Origin of the sequence: Janthinobacterium rivuli, from assembly GCF_009208735.1 — a bacterium.
GTDB lineage: Bacteria > Pseudomonadota > Gammaproteobacteria > Burkholderiales > Burkholderiaceae_D > Janthinobacterium.
The window spans coordinates 379,870-397,779 of record NZ_WFLJ01000002.1 but is presented as its reverse complement, the minus strand read 5'-3'; the positions used below and the strand labels follow the sequence as shown (position 1 = coordinate 397,779).

The 17,910-nt window shown below is 65.6% G+C and carries 14 protein-coding genes, 2 tRNA genes and 1 pseudogene; 3 read left to right on the top strand and 14 right to left on the bottom strand.

The genetic code is table 11. The annotated features are described in order from the left end of the window. Nucleotides 1-158, top strand: a pseudogene (locus GCN78_RS04320) (methylmalonate-semialdehyde dehydrogenase (CoA acylating)); the annotation flags it as partial. 39 nt (nucleotides 159-197) lie between these two features. On the opposite strand, the gene GCN78_RS04315 reads toward GCN78_RS04320, so the two are convergent. The 12 genes from GCN78_RS04315 to GCN78_RS04260 form a co-directional block, all read right to left on the bottom strand. Beyond that, a complete protein-coding gene (locus GCN78_RS04315; RefSeq protein WP_226939456.1) occupies nucleotides 198-1,772 on the bottom strand; it encodes a histidine phosphatase family protein in 1,575 nt (524 codons plus the stop codon). A gap of 98 nt (nucleotides 1,773-1,870) precedes the next feature. Further along, nucleotides 1,871-3,484 carry a histidine-type phosphatase gene (locus tag GCN78_RS04310; RefSeq protein WP_152250565.1) on the bottom strand — a complete coding sequence of 538 codons (1,614 nt, stop codon included), beginning with the start codon at nucleotides 3,482-3,484 and terminating at the stop codon, nucleotides 1,871-1,873. Nucleotides 3,485-3,559: 75 nt separating this feature from the next. Continuing rightward, entirely contained in the window at nucleotides 3,560-4,960 is a 1,401-nt protein-coding gene (locus tag GCN78_RS04305; protein WP_152250564.1) for an alkaline phosphatase family protein, read from the bottom strand. A 230-nt stretch (nucleotides 4,961-5,190) separates the two neighbouring features. Next, the gene (locus GCN78_RS04300; protein ID WP_226939455.1) at nucleotides 5,191-6,177 is read right to left on the bottom strand and encodes a LacI family DNA-binding transcriptional regulator; all 987 of its coding nucleotides are present in this window, start codon (nucleotides 6,175-6,177) and stop codon (nucleotides 5,191-5,193) included. Between the two features lie 194 nt (nucleotides 6,178-6,371). After that, nucleotides 6,372-8,852, bottom strand: coding sequence for a TonB-dependent siderophore receptor (locus tag GCN78_RS04295; RefSeq protein WP_152250562.1), 2,481 nt, complete (start codon nucleotides 8,850-8,852; stop codon nucleotides 6,372-6,374). A 73-nt stretch (nucleotides 8,853-8,925) separates the two neighbouring features. After that, a complete protein-coding gene (locus tag GCN78_RS04290; RefSeq protein ID WP_152250561.1) occupies nucleotides 8,926-9,918 on the bottom strand; it encodes a FecR family protein in 993 nt (330 codons plus the stop codon). After that, complete coding sequence (locus GCN78_RS04285) at nucleotides 9,915-10,442, bottom strand: sigma-70 family RNA polymerase sigma factor (RefSeq protein WP_152250560.1); 528 nt, start codon at nucleotides 10,440-10,442, stop codon at nucleotides 9,915-9,917. The genes GCN78_RS04290 and GCN78_RS04285 overlap by 4 nt, the downstream gene beginning before the upstream one ends. A 183-nt stretch (nucleotides 10,443-10,625) precedes the next feature. Then, nucleotides 10,626-10,702, bottom strand: a tRNA-Met gene (locus tag GCN78_RS04280). Nucleotides 10,703-10,761: 59 nt separating this feature from the next. Continuing rightward, nucleotides 10,762-10,838: transfer RNA gene (locus tag GCN78_RS04275), tRNA-Met, on the bottom strand. A 91-nt stretch (nucleotides 10,839-10,929) separates the two neighbouring features. Then, on the bottom strand, nucleotides 10,930-11,877 hold the full coding sequence (gene miaA, locus GCN78_RS04270) for a tRNA (adenosine(37)-N6)-dimethylallyltransferase MiaA (RefSeq protein ID WP_152250559.1): 948 nt from the start codon (nucleotides 11,875-11,877) through the stop codon (nucleotides 10,930-10,932). 99 nt (nucleotides 11,878-11,976) lie between these two features. Next, complete coding sequence (mutL, locus tag GCN78_RS04265; protein ID WP_152250558.1) at nucleotides 11,977-13,881, bottom strand: DNA mismatch repair endonuclease MutL; 1,905 nt, start codon at nucleotides 13,879-13,881, stop codon at nucleotides 11,977-11,979. 69 nt (nucleotides 13,882-13,950) lie between these two features. After that, on the bottom strand, nucleotides 13,951-14,889 hold the full coding sequence (locus tag GCN78_RS04260) for a peptidylprolyl isomerase (RefSeq protein WP_152250557.1): 939 nt from the start codon (nucleotides 14,887-14,889) through the stop codon (nucleotides 13,951-13,953). A gap of 248 nt (nucleotides 14,890-15,137) precedes the next feature. On the opposite strand from GCN78_RS04260, the gene GCN78_RS04255 reads away from it, so the two are divergent. Continuing rightward, nucleotides 15,138-15,788 (top strand): VTT domain-containing protein, encoded by a 651-nt coding sequence (locus GCN78_RS04255; protein ID WP_070223029.1) that lies wholly within the window; start codon nucleotides 15,138-15,140, stop codon nucleotides 15,786-15,788. Between the two features lie 97 nt (nucleotides 15,789-15,885). Here GCN78_RS04255 and GCN78_RS29555 read toward each other — a convergent pair whose 3' ends face one another. Then, complete coding sequence (locus GCN78_RS29555) at nucleotides 15,886-16,077, bottom strand: hypothetical protein (protein ID WP_226939461.1); 192 nt, start codon at nucleotides 16,075-16,077, stop codon at nucleotides 15,886-15,888. Between GCN78_RS29555 and GCN78_RS04250 the strand changes: the two genes are divergently transcribed. Next, complete coding sequence (locus GCN78_RS04250) at nucleotides 16,076-16,975, top strand: carbonic anhydrase (protein WP_413465175.1); 900 nt, start codon at nucleotides 16,076-16,078, stop codon at nucleotides 16,973-16,975. The two genes, GCN78_RS29555 and GCN78_RS04250, sit on opposite strands and share 2 nt — an antisense overlap. Before the next feature lie 98 nt (nucleotides 16,976-17,073). On the opposite strand, the gene GCN78_RS04245 is transcribed toward GCN78_RS04250, so the two are convergent. After that, nucleotides 17,074-17,910, bottom strand: a complete 837-nt coding sequence (locus tag GCN78_RS04245; protein ID WP_152250556.1) for a D-hexose-6-phosphate mutarotase — start codon at nucleotides 17,908-17,910, stop codon at nucleotides 17,074-17,076.

The window sequence follows — 17,910 nt, the reverse complement described above, 5'->3', positions numbered from 1 at the left end:
TCCACAGCTTCGGCGGCTGGAAGCGCAGCCTGTTCGGCGACCACCACGCGCATGGTCCGGAATCGGTGCGTTTCTATACCAGGCAGAAGGCCGTGACGCAGCGCTGGCCGGCCTCGACGGCGGCCGGGGCGGAATTTGCCATGCCGACCCTGAAGTAATTCCGCTGTAAAACGCTGGCGGCGCGCAGCATCAGCGCGTCAGCGCGCCGCCACGTGGCCGTAGCAGGTTTTCAGTTTCGCATAGTCGTAGAAGACGCTGCCCGGTGCGATGCGGGCGCCGTCGCAACTGGCCTGGAAGTCGGTTTCCTTTTCGTTGTACAGCAGGCGCACGATCAGCCGGCCTTCGCCGTTGCGGTACACATCCCACTGCATGTTGGCCGCCAGCGGCGAGACGCTCTGGCCGCGCCACGGATTCGTCTCATAACTGTAGCTGGCCGATGCCGGCAAGGGCGCCAGCACCTGCTTCAAGCCCATGGCCGAAGCGAGCGGAATGAGCATCTCGGCGTGCGTGAAGCGCAGCTTGGCCGCGTGGCGCAAATCTCCCCTGGCCAGCGCGTCGACTTCCTTGAAAAAATCCTCGCGCAAGGCCAGCGCGAAACGCCAGGTCACACCGCCGCTTTCCGTGGTGGCCGGTCCCTTCTGGTAAAAATCCTCGTAGTCGGCGACATACGCGTAGTAGCGCGCATCTTCGACGGGCATGTAGCGGCTGAAATCGGCCGGCACTTCATGCCGCATGCCGGCGGCGATCGCATACAGTTCATACAGTTTCGTGGCGGCCGCATTCAGGCTGCGGATGACGGTCTTGCCGCTGCCCGTCATGGTGCGCGTGAGCTTGCCGTCCGCGCTGGTGAAGGTGTAGCTGCCCGTGTCCGCATAGCTGGCGCGGCCGCCTTCAAACTGGTCGAGGAAGGCGGGCGCAAACAGCCGTTCGAGCACGTGGCGCGCATGCGCGGCCGCTGCTGGCAGCCTGGCGGGAGCATCCATCAGCGCATGCAGCTGCTTGGTTCTTTCATAGTATTGGTAGGCCTGGCTGGCGGCATAGGTGGCGTAATGCGGGTTGGCCCGATCGGTGACAAGATCCGTCTGCGGCGCCAGCTTGTGCGCATACAGCAGGAAGCGGTTCACGCCATCGGGCTGCGCCACTGCCTTGCGTCCTTGCGGGTAGGGTGCCGGCGCGGGCGGCAGGTATAACAAGGGCGCCAGCGCGGGTGCGTGCTCGAGCAGCGATTGCGTGAAGAAGCGCGAACTGTCGCGCGCGCGGTCCACGCCCGAGTTGATGGTGACGAGCTGGCGCGGCGCCGTCGCCGCCGCCTGCCCCACTTGCGCGAACAGGGCGGGCATGCGCGCCAGCATGCGCGCGGCCAGTTGCCGGTGTTCGTCGATGCCCGTCTGCGACAGATTGCCATAGCCGGCTTGCTCGATTCCGGCCACGCCATAGCCGAGCAAGGCATTCGCCTTCATCAGGGCCAGGATGTCGGGACCCAGTTCGCGACCCAGGGGCGTGAGCGCATCCTGCGCGGCCGCTTGCTGCCACATCGCATACAGGGCCGCATCGTTTTTCATGCTGGTGAGCCCCCGCGAGCCGTGGCGCGCCACGAGCTGCGTGAAGACGGGCTGGAAGCCGTCCGGCGGCGCGGCATAGGTGGCCGGGTCCTGTTGCGGCGCATATGGCGTCTTGGTCTGGTAATAGCCTTCGACGGCCAGGGCGGGGCTGGCGCAGAGGGCCAGTGCCAGGGCCAGCATCTTGCTAGTCGGGGTAAGTGGTGGGCGCATGGCAGTCCGTAGCTGAGTTCAATTTCCTACGCGCAAGCCTAGCACCAAACGTGAAACAGGCGGGCACGGATGAATGCCGTCCCGCCCGCGTTCCCTGCTTACTGTGCCACGTGGCCGTAGCAGGTCTTCAGCTTCGCGTACACATAGAAATGGCTGCCGGCGGCAAAGCGGGCGCCATCGCAGGCGGCCTGGAAGTCCGTTTCCTTTTCGTTGTACAGCATCTTCACCAGCACATTGCCGCTGCCGTCGCGGTACACATCCCACTGCATGTTGGCGGCCATCGGCGCCACATACAGGCCGCGCCAGCTGCTGTTGTCATAGCCGTAGGTCTGCGCCGCCGGCAGCGTGCCGACGACGGTCTTCAGGCCCATGGCCGTGGCCAGCGGGATGATGGCTTCGGCGTGCGTGAAGCGCAGCTTGGCGCCGTGCGACAGGTCGCCGCGCGCGATGGCGTCCACTTCCGTGAAGAAGTCTTCGCGCAGCGCGCGCACATAGTTCCAGGTGACGTTGGCGCTCTCCGTGGTGCCGGGCCCCTTGTTGTAGAAATCCTGGTAGTCCTGCACGAAGGCCTGGTACTTGGCCGCATCCGACGGCATGTACTGCACGAAGTCGGTTTTGACCTCGTTCGTCATGCCGGCCATGATGGCGTACAGGTTGTACAGCACGGAAGCGGCATCGGCCAGGCCCTTGATGGTGGTCTCGCCGTCGCCCGTGACGGTGTTGGTGAACTTGCCGTCGTCGCTGGTGAAGCTGTAAGTGCCCGTATTGGCGAAGCTGTAGGTGCCGTTGTCGATCTTGTCCACAAACGCCTTGGTAAACAGGCGTTCAAGCACTTCGCGACCCAGGGTGCGCGCCGTGGCGTCCGTGTCGATGGCCGTGTATTTGGCCAGGAAGTCGGGGCTTTTCAGGTAGGCCTGGTAGGCCTGGCTGTCCTGGTAGGTCTGGTAGTAGCGGTCGAGGGCATCGGTGACCAGGTCCGTCTTCGGCACCAGCTTGTGCGCATACAGCAGGAAGCGGTTGGTGCCGGCCGGTTGCGCCACGGGCTTGCCGGTCGGGTAGCCGGCGGGGGCGGGCGGCAAGGTGATCAGCGGGGCGACGGCCGGCGCCGTGCTGGCCAGCGACTGCGCGAAATACGCGGCGCTGTCCTTGGCGCGGTCCACGCCGGAGCTGACGGTGACGATCTGGCGCGGCGCGCTGGCGGCATTGGCGCCGAGCTGCGTGAACAGGGCGGGCAGGCGCGCCAGCATGCGCACGGCCAGCTGCTTGTGTTCATTGATGCCCGTCTGCGACAGGTTGCCGTAGCCGGGCGCCGTGATGCCGTCCACGCCATAGCCGAGCAGGGCGTTGGCCTTCATCAGTTTCAGGATATCGGCGCCCAGTTTTTGCCCCAGCGGCGTGAGCGCATCGTCGGCCGCCGCCCTTTGCCAGACGTTGTAAAAGGCGGCGTCGTACTTCATGCTCGACAGGCCGCGCGAGCCGTGGCGCGCCACCAGTTCGGTGAACACGGGCGCGTAGCCGGCTGGCGCGGCCTCATAGGTGGCGGCTTCCTGTTGTGGCGTGTACGGCGTCTTGGTCTGGTAGTAGGTGGCGGGCGGTGGCGTCACCGGCGGCGTCACCGGCGGCGTGACAGGGGGCGGCGTATCGTCGCCGCCGCCACAGGCGGCCAGGGCGAGCATCAGGAGGGACAGGGGAAGATGGCGTGCGTGCAGCATGGCGTTTCCTTCAGGTGTGGTTAGCCCGGGCGCGCCGCGCAGGACGGCGCACCCAGGGTAGACGGGCAGGGGAAGTTACAGCTTGAGGGCCTTGGCCAGGCTGTTGGCGCGCGCATCGCGTTCGCTCAATGGCGCCAGGCCGTGGCGTTCCTCGATGAACTTCAGGATCGACACGGTTTCATATTCGGTATGGTCGATATGCCCGCCTTCGCTGAAGGGCGAGATCACCAGCGCGGGGATGCGCGTGGCAGGGCCGAAGCGGTCGCCCTTCGGTGGCGCCACGTGGTCCCAGAAGCCGCCGTTTTCATCGGTGGTGACGATGACGACGGTATCCTTCCATTGCGGGCCTTCCATGATGGCGCTGATGATGGCCACGCCTTCGTCGTCGCCGGCCGCCACGCTCGATTTTTCCATCCCCGGGTGCATGTTCTTCTTGCCCATCGGCTTGTAGAACGAGACGGGCGGCAGCTTGCCGGCCTTGATGTCCGCGAGCATGTCGGAGCGGTCCTTCAGGTGCGTGGCGCGCTGCTGGGGACTGTCGATGAAGCGCTTGAAGTAGGTGAACGGCTGGTGGTGGTACGAGAAATCCTCGGCCTTCTTGCCCGACTTGGTCGAGGCGACGGCGATGTCGTAGCCGTCGGCATAGTAGACCCAGGAAATGCCCTTGTCCGTCAGGCGGTCGCCGATGGTGGGCATGGTTTGTGGTGGCAGGAAGGTCTGCTTCTTGGTGGGGTCGAACAGCAGCGGGCCTTGCATGGTGTTGACGGCGTAGCCATCCTGTGTCACTTCCGCCTCTTCGCCCTTCTTGTGGCCCGTGCCGCGGTCATCCTGGGCGACGATGGACTTGGGCGCGTTCGGGAACACGGGCGTGCAGGCGCAGGTCAGCCACATGTGGTTGAGGAAGGAACCGCCGTAGGCGGACTGGAAGAAGCGGTCGGCCAAGGTGTAGCGTTGCGCCAGCGTCCACAGTTTGAGCTTGCTGCCGTCGAAATAGCCCATGGGCAGGGCGCCCGTATTGCCCTCGACGACGAAGCGGTCATTCTTGCCGTCGTTGATCTGGCGCTTGTGCGTCCAGAAGGCATGCACGGGACTGGCCGTCTTGTCGCCCAGCGAGACGCTCGGCTCCATGCGGAAGGCCTGGTTGCCGATGTCGCCCTTGAAGCGCGGGTCCAGGCCGCCCTTGTCGAACGCCACGGCGGGCAGCAGGCGGTACGGCTTGCCATCGGGGCCTATCTGCGTGGTGGTGTCGGGCGCGTGGCCATTGGCGATGCCGTCGGCGCCGGGGAAGGTGCCGAACAGATGGTCGAAGCTGCGGTTTTCCATGTATACGACGACGATCTGGCCGATCTTCGCCAGCTTCGGATCGGCGGCGACCGTGGCGGCCATGTCTTGCCGCGTGGCGGTGGGGGTGGTGCAGGCCGCCAGGCCGATGGCCCCGGCGCCGAACAGGGCGATTCTTAGAACGTGGTTCAACATAACAGTCTCCTGATACGCCACCGCGGACGGGGCGCTTTTTTAATGGTGTGGCCAGAACTGGCCTGTTTGAAGAAATTGCACACGTGTGCAGCACGCGTGTGCAAACAGTAACCCGGATTTTTTTTGATGTCAACAAGTACAGGTGGGGGATGAAAAAGTGTGGAAAACGGGGAACGGCGGGCCGTGGCGGGCGGGCAGACGGCGCGGCGCCATCTGCCGTGTTGCATCGCTTAGCGCGTCGTGCCGCGCCGCACCAGGGTGACGGGCACTTCCTTCAGGCGGCCCGGCATGGCAAATTTTTCCATGCGCTCGACCAGGCTCTTGACGGCGCGGCGCGCCAGTTCGCCCGCATCCTGGCGGATGGTGGTCAGCTGGTAGGCGTCCAGCGCGGCCATGGGAATGTCGTCGAAGCCGATCACCTGCAGTTGCGCGGGCACGTCGATGCCGTACTTGCTGCGCGCCGCGTCGATGAAACCGCAGGCGATCAGGTCGGTGGCGCAAAAGACGCCGTCGGGCAGCTTGCTTGACGCGAGCAGGGCGTCGGCCGCTTCCTGGCCCGCCTGGTAGCCGATGGCGTCGGCCAGGTATTCGCCGGCCGTGCAGCGCTTCTTCGCCACGGCCGGCGCCAGGTGGTCGAGGAAGGCCTTGCCGCGCGCGATGCCGCTGAAACTGCTGGCGCGCGTGTTGACGAAGGCCAGCCGTTTGGCGCCGCTGTCGAGCAGGGTGCTGGCCGCCAGTTCGCCGCCATGGCGATTGTCGCTGTTGACCACGTCCACGCCTTTCAGGTCGCGCGCGCGGTTGATCATGGCCACCGGCACTTGCCGCTGCAGGTACTCCGTGGCGACGGCGGATGGCGGCGAGCCGGACGTCATGATGACGCCGGAAATCTTGTAGCTGAGGAGGATGCGCAGCAATTCGCTGAGGCGTTCGGGGTCTTCCGTATTCATCAGCAGCGGCACCAGCGCATGTTCGCTCAGGCTGCGCGTGATTTCCCCCAGCAGGGCCACGCGGAACGGGTCCGTGAAGCCCGTGATGACGACGCCCACCAGGTTGCTTTGTCCCTGGTTCATGCTGCGCGCCAGGATGTTGACCTGGTAGCCCAGCGACTGCGCCGCTTCCATCACGCGCGCTCGCGTTTCGGGCGCCACGCTGGCGCCGGGCGTGAACGTGCGCGAGACGGCGGAGCGGGAGACGCCGGCACGTTTGGCGACGTCCACCGAAGTGACCCAAGACTTGTCTTTTTGTTCCATTGACGGTGTAGATGAATGAGAGGCCGATGCACGATGCGGTGCGGCGCAATGCCGCGCCATCATCTTAGCCGAAAATGCCGGCCGCGGCGCGAACTGAATGCCGGTCGTCCCGTCAGTCACGCGGCGCGGCCATCGCGCCGGCCCTCAGCCTCCCGGTCGTCCTACCATTTCGGCGTGTACTTCAGGGTGAACTGCACGTTGCGCGGATCGCCATAGTAGTTATTCGACCCCGTGGTGTTGTAGGACGGGATGATGTAGCGCTTGTCGAAGACGTTGTTGACGTTCAGCGACAGGGCCACTTGCGGCGTGGCTTGCCAGCCCAGGCGTGCATTCCAGATCGAGAAGCCGGCAACCTTGAAGGTGCGCTCCGTGTCGACCGTATGGCTTTGCAGGTTGGCGCCGGCGCCCACGCTGAACTTGTCCCACGCGCCTGGCAGGGTATAGCTCGACCAAAGGCGCAGCATGTGCTTCGGCGTCCAGGTGGAAAAGACCTGGCCCTTGTTGTCCGGATCGTCGAGATAGGTCGTCGTCGTGTAGGCGTAGCCGGCCGACAGCTGCAAGCCGCGCGCCACTTCGCCCGATACTTCCGCTTCCAGGCCCTGGCTGCGCACCTTGCCCGAGGCGCGCGAGCAGTACCAGCCGTCGCAGGCGAAACCGGCGGCGTAATCGGTGACGGCGCGGTCCTTGTGGTCATAGCGGAAGACGGCCAGCGAGGTGTTGACCTTGCCGTCCAGCAATTCGCCCTTGATGCCGCCCTCGTAGCTGCTGCCCGTGATGGGCTTGAGGGTGCGACCGGCCACATCGTGGTTCGTCTGCGGCTGGAACACGTCCGCATAGCTGGCGTAGGCCGACCATTGCGGCGTCAGTGCGTAGATCAGGCCCACCGACGGCGTGAACTTGGCCGTGGTGCGAGTGGCGTCGCGGTAGCCGTCCGGCGTGGCATACACGAAGTCGTACCAGTTGAAGCGCCCGCCCAGCAGGGTTTTCAGATTGCTCGTCAGCTGGCCGTTCCAGGTGGCGTACAGGCCTTTCTGGCGCATGTCGTAGGTGCTGTAGCTGGTCACACCCGTTGGGCGCGCGGCGATGGTGTCGAAATCCTGCCATGGCCGATTGTGCTTGATATGGAAGATATCCGCGCCCGTTTCCCACGCGCGCGCATAGCGGTCGTTCGACGTCATGCTGACATAGCTGGCGCCGACGACGACTTCCTGCGCGATGCCCAGGCCATCGAATTTGCCGCGCACGAAGGCGTCGATACCGCGCTTGCGGTTGTCGAAATCGGTGGAAAAGTCGCCATAGCGCGCGCCGCTGCCGTCGGGATTGATCTTGAAGGCCGTGCGCTGGTGCGTCGAGCTGGTACTTTCATTCATGCCCAGCGCCGACGCTTTCAGGCTCCATTGCGTATTGAAGTGGTGTTCCAGGTCCAGGTAGACGGTGCTCTGTTCCACCAGGCTGCGGTTCCAGTCGGCACCTGTGAAGGTGGAGCGCGGCAGAGGCAGTTCGCTGCCGTCCGCGTAGCGGGGCAGGCCGATGAAGGTGGGGCGGCCATGGTCGTTGACGTTGCTGATGGCCAGGCCCAGGGTGGTGGCCGGTCCCAGGTCGTAGTCGAGCGCCGCGTACAGGGTGCGGTTCTTGCTCCACACCTGGTCGACGAAGGAATGGGTGTCGTCTTCATCGACGATGGCGCGTCCGCGCAGGGTGCCTTCCGCGTTCAGGGGGCTGCTGATGTCGACCTGGGCGCCGTAGTGGTCCCAGGAGCCGGCGCGCCCCGTCAGCGTGATCGCGCGCGTGGCCAGCGGGCGCTTGCGCACCAGATTGACGGAACCGCCCGGGCTGCCCGTGCCGACGAGCATGCTGGAAGCGCCGCGCAGCACTTCCAGGCGGTCGTAGATGACCATGTTTTCCTGGCCCCAGTTACCCAGCGCATAGGTGTTGCGGTCGATCGGCACGCCGTCGTACTGCCATTGATCGATCTGGAAGCCGCGCGCCGTGATCACCACGCCCGGTCCCACGCCATGCACGCCCACCACGCCGGTGACGTTGTTGACGGCTTCGCGCAAGTCCGTGATGCCCTGGTCGTCCAGGCGCTGGCGCGTCAGCACGCTCACCGATTGCGGGATGTCCTTCATCGCTTGCTCGCCCTTGCCGATGGTGAGCTTGCGCGCCGTGTAGGAGCCGCTGCCTTCCGTGGTGGCGCCTTGCTCGGCCTGGCCGACGATGGTAATCGCGGGCATGGTGCGTTCGGCCGCCGAAGCGGCGCTGGCCGCCGCCGTGGGCGCGGACGCCGGCGCGGCCACCAGCACATAGCCGGTGGACGTCTTGCCGATCGTGTAGCCGCTGCCGCGCAGCAGCGCGGCGAAACCGTCCTCGATGGCGTAGCTGCCCTGCAGGCCGGCCGTCTGCAGCCCCTGCACCTTGGAGGCGTCGATGACGATGGAGACGCCCGCCTGCAGGGCGTAGCGGTTCAGGGCGCCGGCCAGCGGACCGGCGGGGATGGCATAGCTGATGGCGGCAGGGCTGGCCTGCGCTGCGGCCTGGGCGTGCAGACTGGCGCCGGCCAGCAGCATGGCCGCCAGGGCCAGCGGGCGCAGACGCGTGCGCAGGGTGTGCGGGGATGAAACGGCAACGACTTGAGCGTACATGGTGACAGCCTTTTTTGATTGATCTCAGCTGCCTTGACGCACGAGATGCGCCAACACGAACCTGCGCGGGCATTTATTTTTTTGCGGGCGCGTCCACCATCACCAGGTAGCGCGTCAGCATGCGGATGCGCAGCTGCGGGAAATTGTCGATCAACAGCTGCAGCGCCTTGTCCGTGTCATCCAGCGGCAGTACGGCCGCCACGCGGATGCCGGCGATCTGCGCGCTGTCGTAATGCAGCTGGCCGGGGCGGTGACGGGCCAGCTCGTCGAGCACTTCGGTCAGCGGCTGGTCGTCGACCACCAGCTGGCGCGTGCGCCACGCTTCCTGCACGCTGACCGCATCGATGGCCGTGATCGGCCCCACGCCGTCGTCCGTGATGCGCGTGCGCTGGCCCGCCTGCACCACGACGGCTGGTTGTTGCGGCACCTGCGCCAGCACCTTGGATTCCAGCATGCTCAGGATGGTGGCGCCATCGTCCCTGCGCACCGTAAAGCGCGTGCCCAGGGCGCGGATCGCCGCCTGCTCGCTGTCGACGATGAAGGGGCGCCGCGCATCCTTGGCCACGTCGACGAGGATGTCGCCACGCACCAGTTCCACATGCCGCTCGTCCGCATGGAAACGCACGTTGACGGCGCTGTCGCTGCCCAGGGTGATCCGGCTGCCGTCGGCGAGCGTGTGCGTGTGCCATTGTCCGGTGGGGCTGCGCAGGTCGGCCAGCAGGTAGGCGGGGCGCCCGCCGAGGGCCAGCGCGCCGGTCAGCACCAGCACGGCTACGGCGCTGGCGGCGGCCAGCTGGCGCAGACGCTGGCGGGGACGGTCGGGCGCGATGGCGGCCAGGGCGGCGCGCGCGGGGCGATGGTCGCCGCCGGCCGGCTCGCGCACGGCGTGCAATTGACGCAGCAGGTTTTCCATGCCGGCGGCGACCGTCGCGTGCAGCGGGTCGGCCGCCTTCCACGCGGCGAAGCCGATGCGCGCCTGTTCGCGCTCGGCCGGGTCGTCGGCGCTGAACTGCACGATCCAGTGCGCGGCCTCCTCGGCCGCCACCTCGGCGTCGGGGCGATTCATGCCGCCATGGCCGGGCAGGCGTGGCGGCAGGCCAGCAAGGCTTGCACCAGGTATTTTTGCACCATGCGCGTGGAGACGTTCAGGTGTGCGGCGACGGCGGCCTGCGATTGCTCTTCCAGGTAGTGCAGCAAGAAGGCGTCGCGCGCCTTGCTGGACAATCCGTCCAGCGCCGTGGCGATCTGCCCGAGCGCCTGCACGGCCATCAGGATCTCGTCCGGCGAAGGCGCGCCGGGCAGGCTGTCGGCCAGCAGGGCCAGTTCCGCCAGGTAGCTGCGTTCGAGGATCTGGCGGCGCGCGCGGTCGAGCAGCAAGCGCTTCGCCGTCGTCGACAGGTAGGCGCGCGGCTCGCGCATGCCGAACAGCGCGTCGCGCGAAGCGATGATGCGCACGAAGGTGTCTTGCGCCACGTCGGCCGCGCCATGCGGGCAGCGGAGTTTTTTGCGTAACCAGTCGACCAGCCAGCCGTGATGTTCGCTGTAGAGCGACTGCACTTGCTGTTGCAGGCTGGGCTGGATGGCGGACATGGGCGATGAATAATATGAATGAGAATTATTCTCATTTTAAGCGCCAGTGGCGGTTTGTCACAATCCCCGATTGCATGCGAGTGGCGCAGGTGTTGTGCGCAGGCCGCATGCGCGGCGGCGCCGGAAATGAAAAAACCCGCCGCTGCACGGGGCAGTGGCGGGTTTTTCGATGCTGCTAATTCTTGGTGGTGATAGGTGGACTTGAACCACCGACCCCAGCATTATGAATGCTGTGCTCTAACCAACTGAGCTATATCACCAAACAGACCGGTCAGACCGGATGCTGGTTTTGATCAGGGCAAACCTGATCGATGTTCTTTGGTGGTGATAGGTGGACTTGAACCACCGACCCCAGCATTATGAATGCTGTGCTCTAACCAACTGAGCTATATCACCCAACAGCCGAGCATTATCCAGTCTTCGCATTTCCTTGTCAATGCCGGCGCAAAAAAATGTGCGGATTTTTTGCGTGCCGCAGCGTTCATGATTATTTCAGCAACGGCCGGATTTGCGCCAGCATGGCGCTGGCCGGGTCGGCGCCGAGGCAATCGATGACGATGCGCTCCGGCATCGAGCGCAGCCAGGTCAGCTGGCGTTTCGCCAGCTGGCGCGTGGCGATGATGCCCGTCTCGCGCAGGGTGGCGCGGTCGATGCGGCCGTCCAGGTATTCCCAGGCCTGGCGGTAGCCCACGCAGCGCATCGAGGGCAAGCCCGGATGCAGGTCGCCGCGCCGGCGCAGCTGCTCCACTTCGTCGAGCAGGGCGTCGTTTTTCAGCATGAGGTCGAAGCGCGTGGCGATGCGCGCGTGCAGCACGGCGCGGTCCGACGGTTCCAGCGCGAACGATTGCAATTGAAATGGCAGCACGGTCTTTTCGCGCCGTGCCAGCAGGGCCGACATGGGCTGGCCGGACAGGGCGATGATTTCCAGCGCGCGGCCGATGCGCTGCGCGTCCTGCGGCGCCAGGCGCGCGGCCGTGACGGGGTCTTGCTGCGCCAGGCGCGCATGCATGGCGGGCCAGCCGATGGCGGCCGCATCCTCTTCCAATCGGGCGCGCAACGCAGGATCGGCGCCGGGCAAATCGTCGAGGCCATCGGCCAGGCCCTTGAAGTACAGCATCGTGCCGCCGACGAGCAGCGGCAGCTTGCCGCGCGCGGAGATCTCCGCCACCAGGCGCAGGGTATCGTTGCGGAACTGCGCCACGGAATACGCGTCGAGCGGATCGATGATGTCGATCAGGTGATGCGGTACCTGGGCCAGTTCCTCTTGCGACGGCTTGGCCGTGCCGATATCCATGCCGCGGTAGACGAGGGCGGAATCGACGGAAATGATCTCGGACGGGATGGCTTGCGCGATGGCCAGCGCGCTGGCCGTCTTGCCGCTGGCCGTGGGGCCCATGATGGCGACGGCCAGGGGGAGGTGTGGGGTGATAGTCATGGCGCTTTTTTGATGTGCTTGCTATGTCAAACCCAACGACAAGGGCTGGGGTCGGACCCTCAGGGGCCGACCCCAGTAGTCGCCGTTCGGGGTGAAAAGTTACTGGCCGCGCAGGAACAGTTTATCCAGCGCGTTGATCTCGACCTGCACCCACGTGGGCCGGCCATGGTTGCACTGGTCGGCGCGTTCCGTGCTCTCCATCTGGCGCAGCAGGGCGTTCATTTCCTGCACCGACAGGATGCGGTTGGCGCGCACGGCCGTGTGGCAAGCCAGGGTGCCCAGCAATTCGTTCTGGCGCTCGATCAGCACGCGCGAGCCGCCGTATTCGCGCACGTCGCGCAGCACGTCGCGCGCCAGCGTCTGCGCGTCGGCGTTCTTCAGCAGGGTCGGCACGGAACGCACGGCCAGGGTGGTGGGCGACAGGGCGGCGATGTCGAAGCCCAGCGCTTTCAACGTATCCTGGTTTTCATTTGCCGTCGACACTTCGATGGCGTCCGCGTAGAACGTCACGGGGATCAGCAGCGACTGCACCTGCATGTCCTGGCCCGACACCTGCGCCTGCAGCGCGTTCTTCAGCTGTTCGTACAGGATGCGCTCGTGCGCGGCGTGCATGTCGACCAGCACCAGGCCCTTGGTATTCTGCGCCAGGATGTAGATGCCGTGCAGCTGGGCCAGGGCAAAGCCCAGCGGATATTCTTCGCGCGCCATCGCCTCGGGCGAGGCGATGTAGGGTTCCACCTGCGTGATCGGCGAGGATGCGCCGCTGCCGCCGAACAGGGCGCCGTAGGCCGCCGTATCCTGGGCGATGCCTGGCGCCTCGGCAAAGAAGGGGCGGGCCGCGCCGGGCGAGGCGGGCGCGAAGGTGTTCGTGAATTGCGCGCCGAACGACGTTTGCGTCTGTTCGCGGCGCCAGATGCCGGGGCCGCCGCTAGCCGCGCCAGAGTCGCCGCCCAGGCTGGAGGCGGCCGGCAAGGGGGCGGGCACGCTGCCAAAGGCCGTGGCCGACGTCTGTGCCAGCGCGCGCTGCACCGCGTGGAAGACGAACTGGTGCACGGAGCGGCTGTCGCGGAAGCGCACTTCGATCTTCGACGGGTGCACGTTGACGTCGACCAGGGCCGGGTCGAGGTCGAGCGCCAGCACATACGAAGGGAAGCGGTCGCCGTGCAGCACGTCCTGGTAGGCCATGCGCACGGCATGCACCAGCAGCTTGTCGCGCACGAAGCGCCCGTTGACATAAAAGAACTGGCCATCGGCGCGCGCCTTGGAGGCCGTCGGCAAGCCGGCAAAGCCGTGAATACGCAGGGTGCCGGCCGACTCGTCCAGCGCCAGGCGCGCCTCGGCGAAGTCATTGCCGAGGATGTGGGCGCTGCGCTTGGCCAGTTCGCTGATATTCCACTGGTCGATGGTGCGGCCATTGTGCGACAGCGAGAACGCCACGTCCGGCCGCGCCAGGGCGATGCGGCGCACGACTTCGGCGCAGTGGCCGTATTCCGTCTGCTCGGATTTGAGGAATTTGCGCCGCGCGGGCGTGTTGAAATACAGGTCCTGCACGTCGACCGTGGTGCCGTGCGCGCCCGACGACGGCGAGACGCTGCCATTGTGCGAGCCGACGATTTCCCACGCGTGGGCCGCGTCCGCCGTGCGCGAGGTCACGGTGACGGCGGCCACCGAGGCGATCGAGGCCAGCGCCTCGCCGCGAAAGCCCAAGGTGCCCACGTTTTCCAGGTCGTGCAGCGAGGCGATCTTCGAGGTGGCGTGGCGCGCCAGGGCCAGCGGCAGCTGGTCCTTGTCGATGCCGCGCCCGTTATCGGTGATGGCGATGCGCTTCACGCCCCCTTCTTCCAGCCGCACCGTGATCTGCGTGGCGCCCGAGTCGAGCGCGTTTTCCAGCAGCTCCTTGACGACGGCCGATGGCCGCTCGACCACCTCGCCGGCGGCGATTTGCGAAATCAACTGGTCAGGCAAGGCCTGGATCGGGCGGTGGGGCGTGATGGGAGCGTTCATGCGGTCATTATACCGGGGTCAGACCCGTCGGGTCTGACCCCGGCCCTTGTTCTTGGGCTAAAAGTTGGCCTACTTCCCCACCTCCCGCACCGGTATCGGCGCATTGCACACGTCGACGTGGCCGGCCGTGACCTTGCTCCACGGGCCGCCGCGGTGGCGCTGCGCTTCCAGCACGGCCTGGTAGGCGGCGCTATCGGTGCGCATCACTTCCAGGTTGCTGCGCTGGGCCAAAGGCACGCTGGCGGCCAGGCGGATGGCCTGGATCGGCACGTTTTTCTCGGGGCTGTCATAAAAGCCCATGGGGGCCGTGCCGCGCGGCAGGGTCGACAGCAATGGCATGCCGGAGACGACTCGGCCGACGACCGTGATGTCGCGGTCCAGGTGACGCGGCGACTGGCCGATGACGGCGTACAGCTCCGCGCCGCCGCCGCTGTCGCTGGCGTTGTCGCGGCCCACGCCCACGGTGGCATAGCAATGCGTGAGCCAGGCCGTGCCGGACTTCGGGTCGCGCGCGGACGGGAAACCGTTCGAATGGCCCACCTGCGGCGCATAGCCGTCAACGTCCGGCAGACGCGTGAAGTTCCTGACGTTTTTCAGGGGCACGGTGAATTCGCCGGGCAGGGTGCGCCGGGCATGCTGGATCGGCTTGGGATTTTTCTCGTTCGGATCGCCCCACTGCGCCACCCAGTTGTCCTGCGCGCGCGTGATGGCCAGGCCGTCGTAATACTGTTCCGCCACCAGGGCCTTGATGTTGGCCACGTGCCTGGGCGCGAAATCGGGCGCCAGTTCGATCACCACGCGGCCGGCGGGAATGTCGAGGTACAGGGTGTTGTCCGGGTCCAGCGGACGCCAGTCGGATGGCTTCGAAGCCTTGATCACGTCGGCCAAGGTCGCCTTGGCGGGCAGTTCGGCGGGCGCCTTGATCTGGACGGGCGCCGCGTGGGCGGTCAGCTGTGCAAGGCCCAGTACGGTGGCCATGGTCAGGCCGCTCAGTGTGGGTCGATACATGTTTTCTCCTGGTCGGCGCGGGTTGCGCTGGTCAGAAAGTGTATACCGGAATGGCAATGTTTCGTTGGAAAAACATTGCGGATAGCAATCCTGGCAGCGGCCTGCCGCGACGGCGTTTCCTTAACCTTTACTTAAAATGCCACGCCGCCAGGGGCGCTGCCGAATTAATCACGAAATATCGGCCGGGGGACTGCCGTTGCGCTGGCCGGGTGGTGTATGATTCCGCCGCTACCTTTAGGGAAAAATATATGGATTTTGTGCAATTCCTCGACATGATCGTGCATGTCGACAAGACGCTGGGTCTCTTGATCGAGCAGTACGGTACCCTCGTGTATGCGGTGCTGTTTGCCATTATTTTTTGCGAGACAGGCCTCGTGGTGCTGTTTTTCTTCCCTGGAGATACCTTATTGTTTATCGCCGGCGCGTTTTGCGCGACGGGACAGATGCACCTGGGCTTGCTGATCGCCTTGCTGGTGACGGCCGCCGTCACGGGCAACACGCTCAATTACTGGATAGGCGAGGCCATCGGGCAAAGGGTGTTCACCCACGATTACCGCTGGATCAACAAGGATGCCATGCGCCGCACGCATGAATTCTTTGAAAAGCATGGCGGCAAGACCATCATCCTGGCCCGTTTCGTGCCGGTGGTGCGTACCTTCGCTCCGTTCGTGGCCGGCATTTCCGACATGACGCATGCGCGCTTCCAGATGTACAACGTGACGGGCGCCCTGTTGTGGGTGGTCGGTCTGGTGACGGCGGGCTACTTCTTCGGCAATATCCCATGGATCCGCGACCACCTGACCTTGATCGTGCTGATCGGTGTCGGCGCCGCCGTCGTGCCGGTGGTACTGGGCGGCTTGTGGAAACTCTACAAGCGCATGGTCGGTAAGTCGGCTTGACGCTCCGTCGATCCAGGGCAAGCACGCTGCGGCGCCGTCCGCAGCTGGCCCTGGATTAACTTTCTTCTCCGCATTTCTGTTTTACTCCCCCACTGATTCAAGTTTTGTTGCTTTCCAGCCGTAAACCAGAGGGTATTCTCACTTTCTGGATTTCCATGCGACATTTGAGCGCCCTGTTAGCTTGCAGCCTTGCCGCGATGACGGTCATGGCAAGCGCCAAAGATGCCCCCGCTTCGGCGAGCGCCACCGCATCCGCGCCCATGTCGGCGTCGGCGCGCGCGGCCGCCATGAAAACCCTGACCGAATCGGTGAAGGGCAAGGAGGCCAAGGCGCCTGTCGTCGTCGCGCCCACGGCGCGCGAGAAGGAAGAAGCGGCCGAAGTCGACCTGTCCGAACGCATCGCGGCGCGCCTGGCGGAAATGCGCGCCACCCAGGCGGCCCGCGCCGCCGCCCGCGCCAGGCGCGCCGCCGTGGTGAAGGCCGCGCCGCCGCCACCGCCGCCCGTGCCGCGCGGCACGCACTGGTCGTATGAGGGCGACAGCGGCCCGGCCAACTGGAGCAAGATCAATGTCGACTGGGCCAAGTGCGGCAATGGCAGCCGCCAGTCGCCGATCGACATCCGCGATGGCATGAAGGTGGAGCTCGAGCAGATCAGCTTTGACTACCACCCCTCGTCGTTCAATGTGGTCGACAACGGCCATACGGTGCAGGTGGGCGTGAGCGGCGGCAATTACATCACGGTGCAGAACCGCATGTTCGAGCTGCAGCAATTCCATTTCCACCGTCCGTCCGAAGAGCGCATCAATGGCAAGGCATTCGAGATGGTGGTGCACCTGGTGCACCGCGACGCGGAAGGGCGGCAAGCCGTGCTGGCGCTGCTGCTGGAACGGGGCGCGCCGCAAGCGACCATCCAGACCGTGTGGAACAACCTGCCGCTGGAAAAATTCGAGACCATGCAGCCGACCATCCTGCTCGACCCGGCCGAGATGCTGCCGGCGCGGCGCGACTACTACACCTACATGGGATCGATGACGGAGCCGCCTTGCAGCGAAGGCGTGCTGTGGATGGTGATGAAGCAGCCGGTGCAGGCCTCGCCGGCACAGATGGCGCTGTTCAGCCGTTTGTATCCGTTAAATGCGCGCCCGATTCAGCCGACCAACGGCCGCATCATCAAGGAATCGAACTAAGAGCGCCTGAAAAAAGCCCATGGCGTTGTTGCCATGCCTCGTCGTACATGCGTACTGCCTTCGGCAAGGCGCCTAGCCCTGGACTTTTTCAGTCACTCTTACATAAATTCGAGGCGCTGGCGGCCGACCCATTCGGCGCCGGCTGCCAGCGAATCGGGCTGGATCAGGGCCGGCTCGATGCAGATGAAGCGCTGGTATTCGTCGTCGGCCAGGTCGGGCAGGGCGGCCGCGTCCTGCGCGCCCGGGTTCCACACGACGGCATCCGTAAAGCCCTGCTGCTCCAGGTGCAGGGTGGCGTCGCCGGACTGCAGCTGCAAGGCACCCGGCAACTGGTAATAAATGCGGTCCAGCTTGTCCGCGAATTGCAGCACCTCTTCCGCCTGCAAGGCATCTTGCGGCGTCTCGTCCGAATAGCGCACGCGCTGCAGGCCGCCGATGCGCGCCTCGCTCAATTGATCAATCGCAAAATAGCTGTGCAGGGCGGCCGAGAACGGGAACGCCTGCTCGCCCGTGTTGTGCACGGACAGACTCAGCTCCAGCGATTGGCCTTGCACCGCCACGCGCAGGCGCAGGGTGAAGGCCCAGGGCCAGCTGGCGGCGATCGCTTCCGGCAAGTCGGCCTGGGTCAGGGAAAATTGCGCCCACGCGGCGCCATCGGTGTCGCCCGTCGATTCCAGCTGCCACGTCGCCACGCGCGCAAAGCCGTGGCGCATGCCCGTGCCGCGCGCGCCGAACTGGGGGAAGATCACGGGCACGCCGCCGCGGATGGCGCGGCTGCCGTCGAGGGCCGAATCGCGGCTGCAGAACAGGCGCTCCTGACCATCGCTGGTCTGCCAGGCGACCAGGTGGCCGCCGTACAGGGTGACGGTCGCTTGCGCGCCATCGGCGGCGCGGATGGTCACGGCCGGCAGCTGGCCAAAGGTGCTGTTGCTCAT

Bases quoted from the DNA above. Each gene is read 5' to 3' on its own strand.
- GCN78_RS04315 (WP_226939456.1), bottom strand. From the start codon at position 1,772: ATGCGCCCACCACTTACCCCGACTAGCAAGATGCTGGCCCTGGCACTG.
- GCN78_RS04310 (WP_152250565.1), bottom strand. From the start codon at position 3,484: ATGCTGCACGCACGCCATCTTCCCCTGTCCCTCCTGATGCTCGCCCTG.
- GCN78_RS04305 (WP_152250564.1), bottom strand. From the start codon at position 4,960: ATGTTGAACCACGTTCTAAGAATCGCCCTGTTCGGCGCCGGGGCCATC.
- GCN78_RS04295 (WP_152250562.1), bottom strand. From the start codon at position 8,852: ATGTACGCTCAAGTCGTTGCCGTTTCATCCCCGCACACCCTGCGCACG.
- GCN78_RS04290 (WP_152250561.1), bottom strand. From the start codon at position 9,918: ATGAATCGCCCCGACGCCGAGGTGGCGGCCGAGGAGGCCGCGCACTGG.
- GCN78_RS04285 (WP_152250560.1), bottom strand. From the start codon at position 10,442: ATGTCCGCCATCCAGCCCAGCCTGCAACAGCAAGTGCAGTCGCTCTAC.
- miaA (WP_152250559.1), bottom strand. From the start codon at position 11,877: ATGACTATCACCCCACACCTCCCCCTGGCCGTCGCCATCATGGGCCCC.
- mutL (WP_152250558.1), bottom strand. From the start codon at position 13,881: ATGAACGCTCCCATCACGCCCCACCGCCCGATCCAGGCCTTGCCTGAC.
- GCN78_RS04260 (WP_152250557.1), bottom strand. From the start codon at position 14,889: ATGTATCGACCCACACTGAGCGGCCTGACCATGGCCACCGTACTGGGC.
- GCN78_RS04255 (WP_070223029.1), top strand. From the start codon at position 15,138: ATGGATTTTGTGCAATTCCTCGACATGATCGTGCATGTCGACAAGACG.
- GCN78_RS04250 (WP_413465175.1), top strand. From the start codon at position 16,076: ATGAAAACCCTGACCGAATCGGTGAAGGGCAAGGAGGCCAAGGCGCCT.
- GCN78_RS29555 (WP_226939461.1), bottom strand. From the start codon at position 16,077: ATGGCGGCCGCGCGCGCCGACGCCGACATGGGCGCGGATGCGGTGGCG.
- GCN78_RS04245 (WP_152250556.1), bottom strand. From the start codon at position 17,910: ATGAGCAACAGCACCTTTGGCCAGCTGCCGGCCGTGACCATCCGCGCC.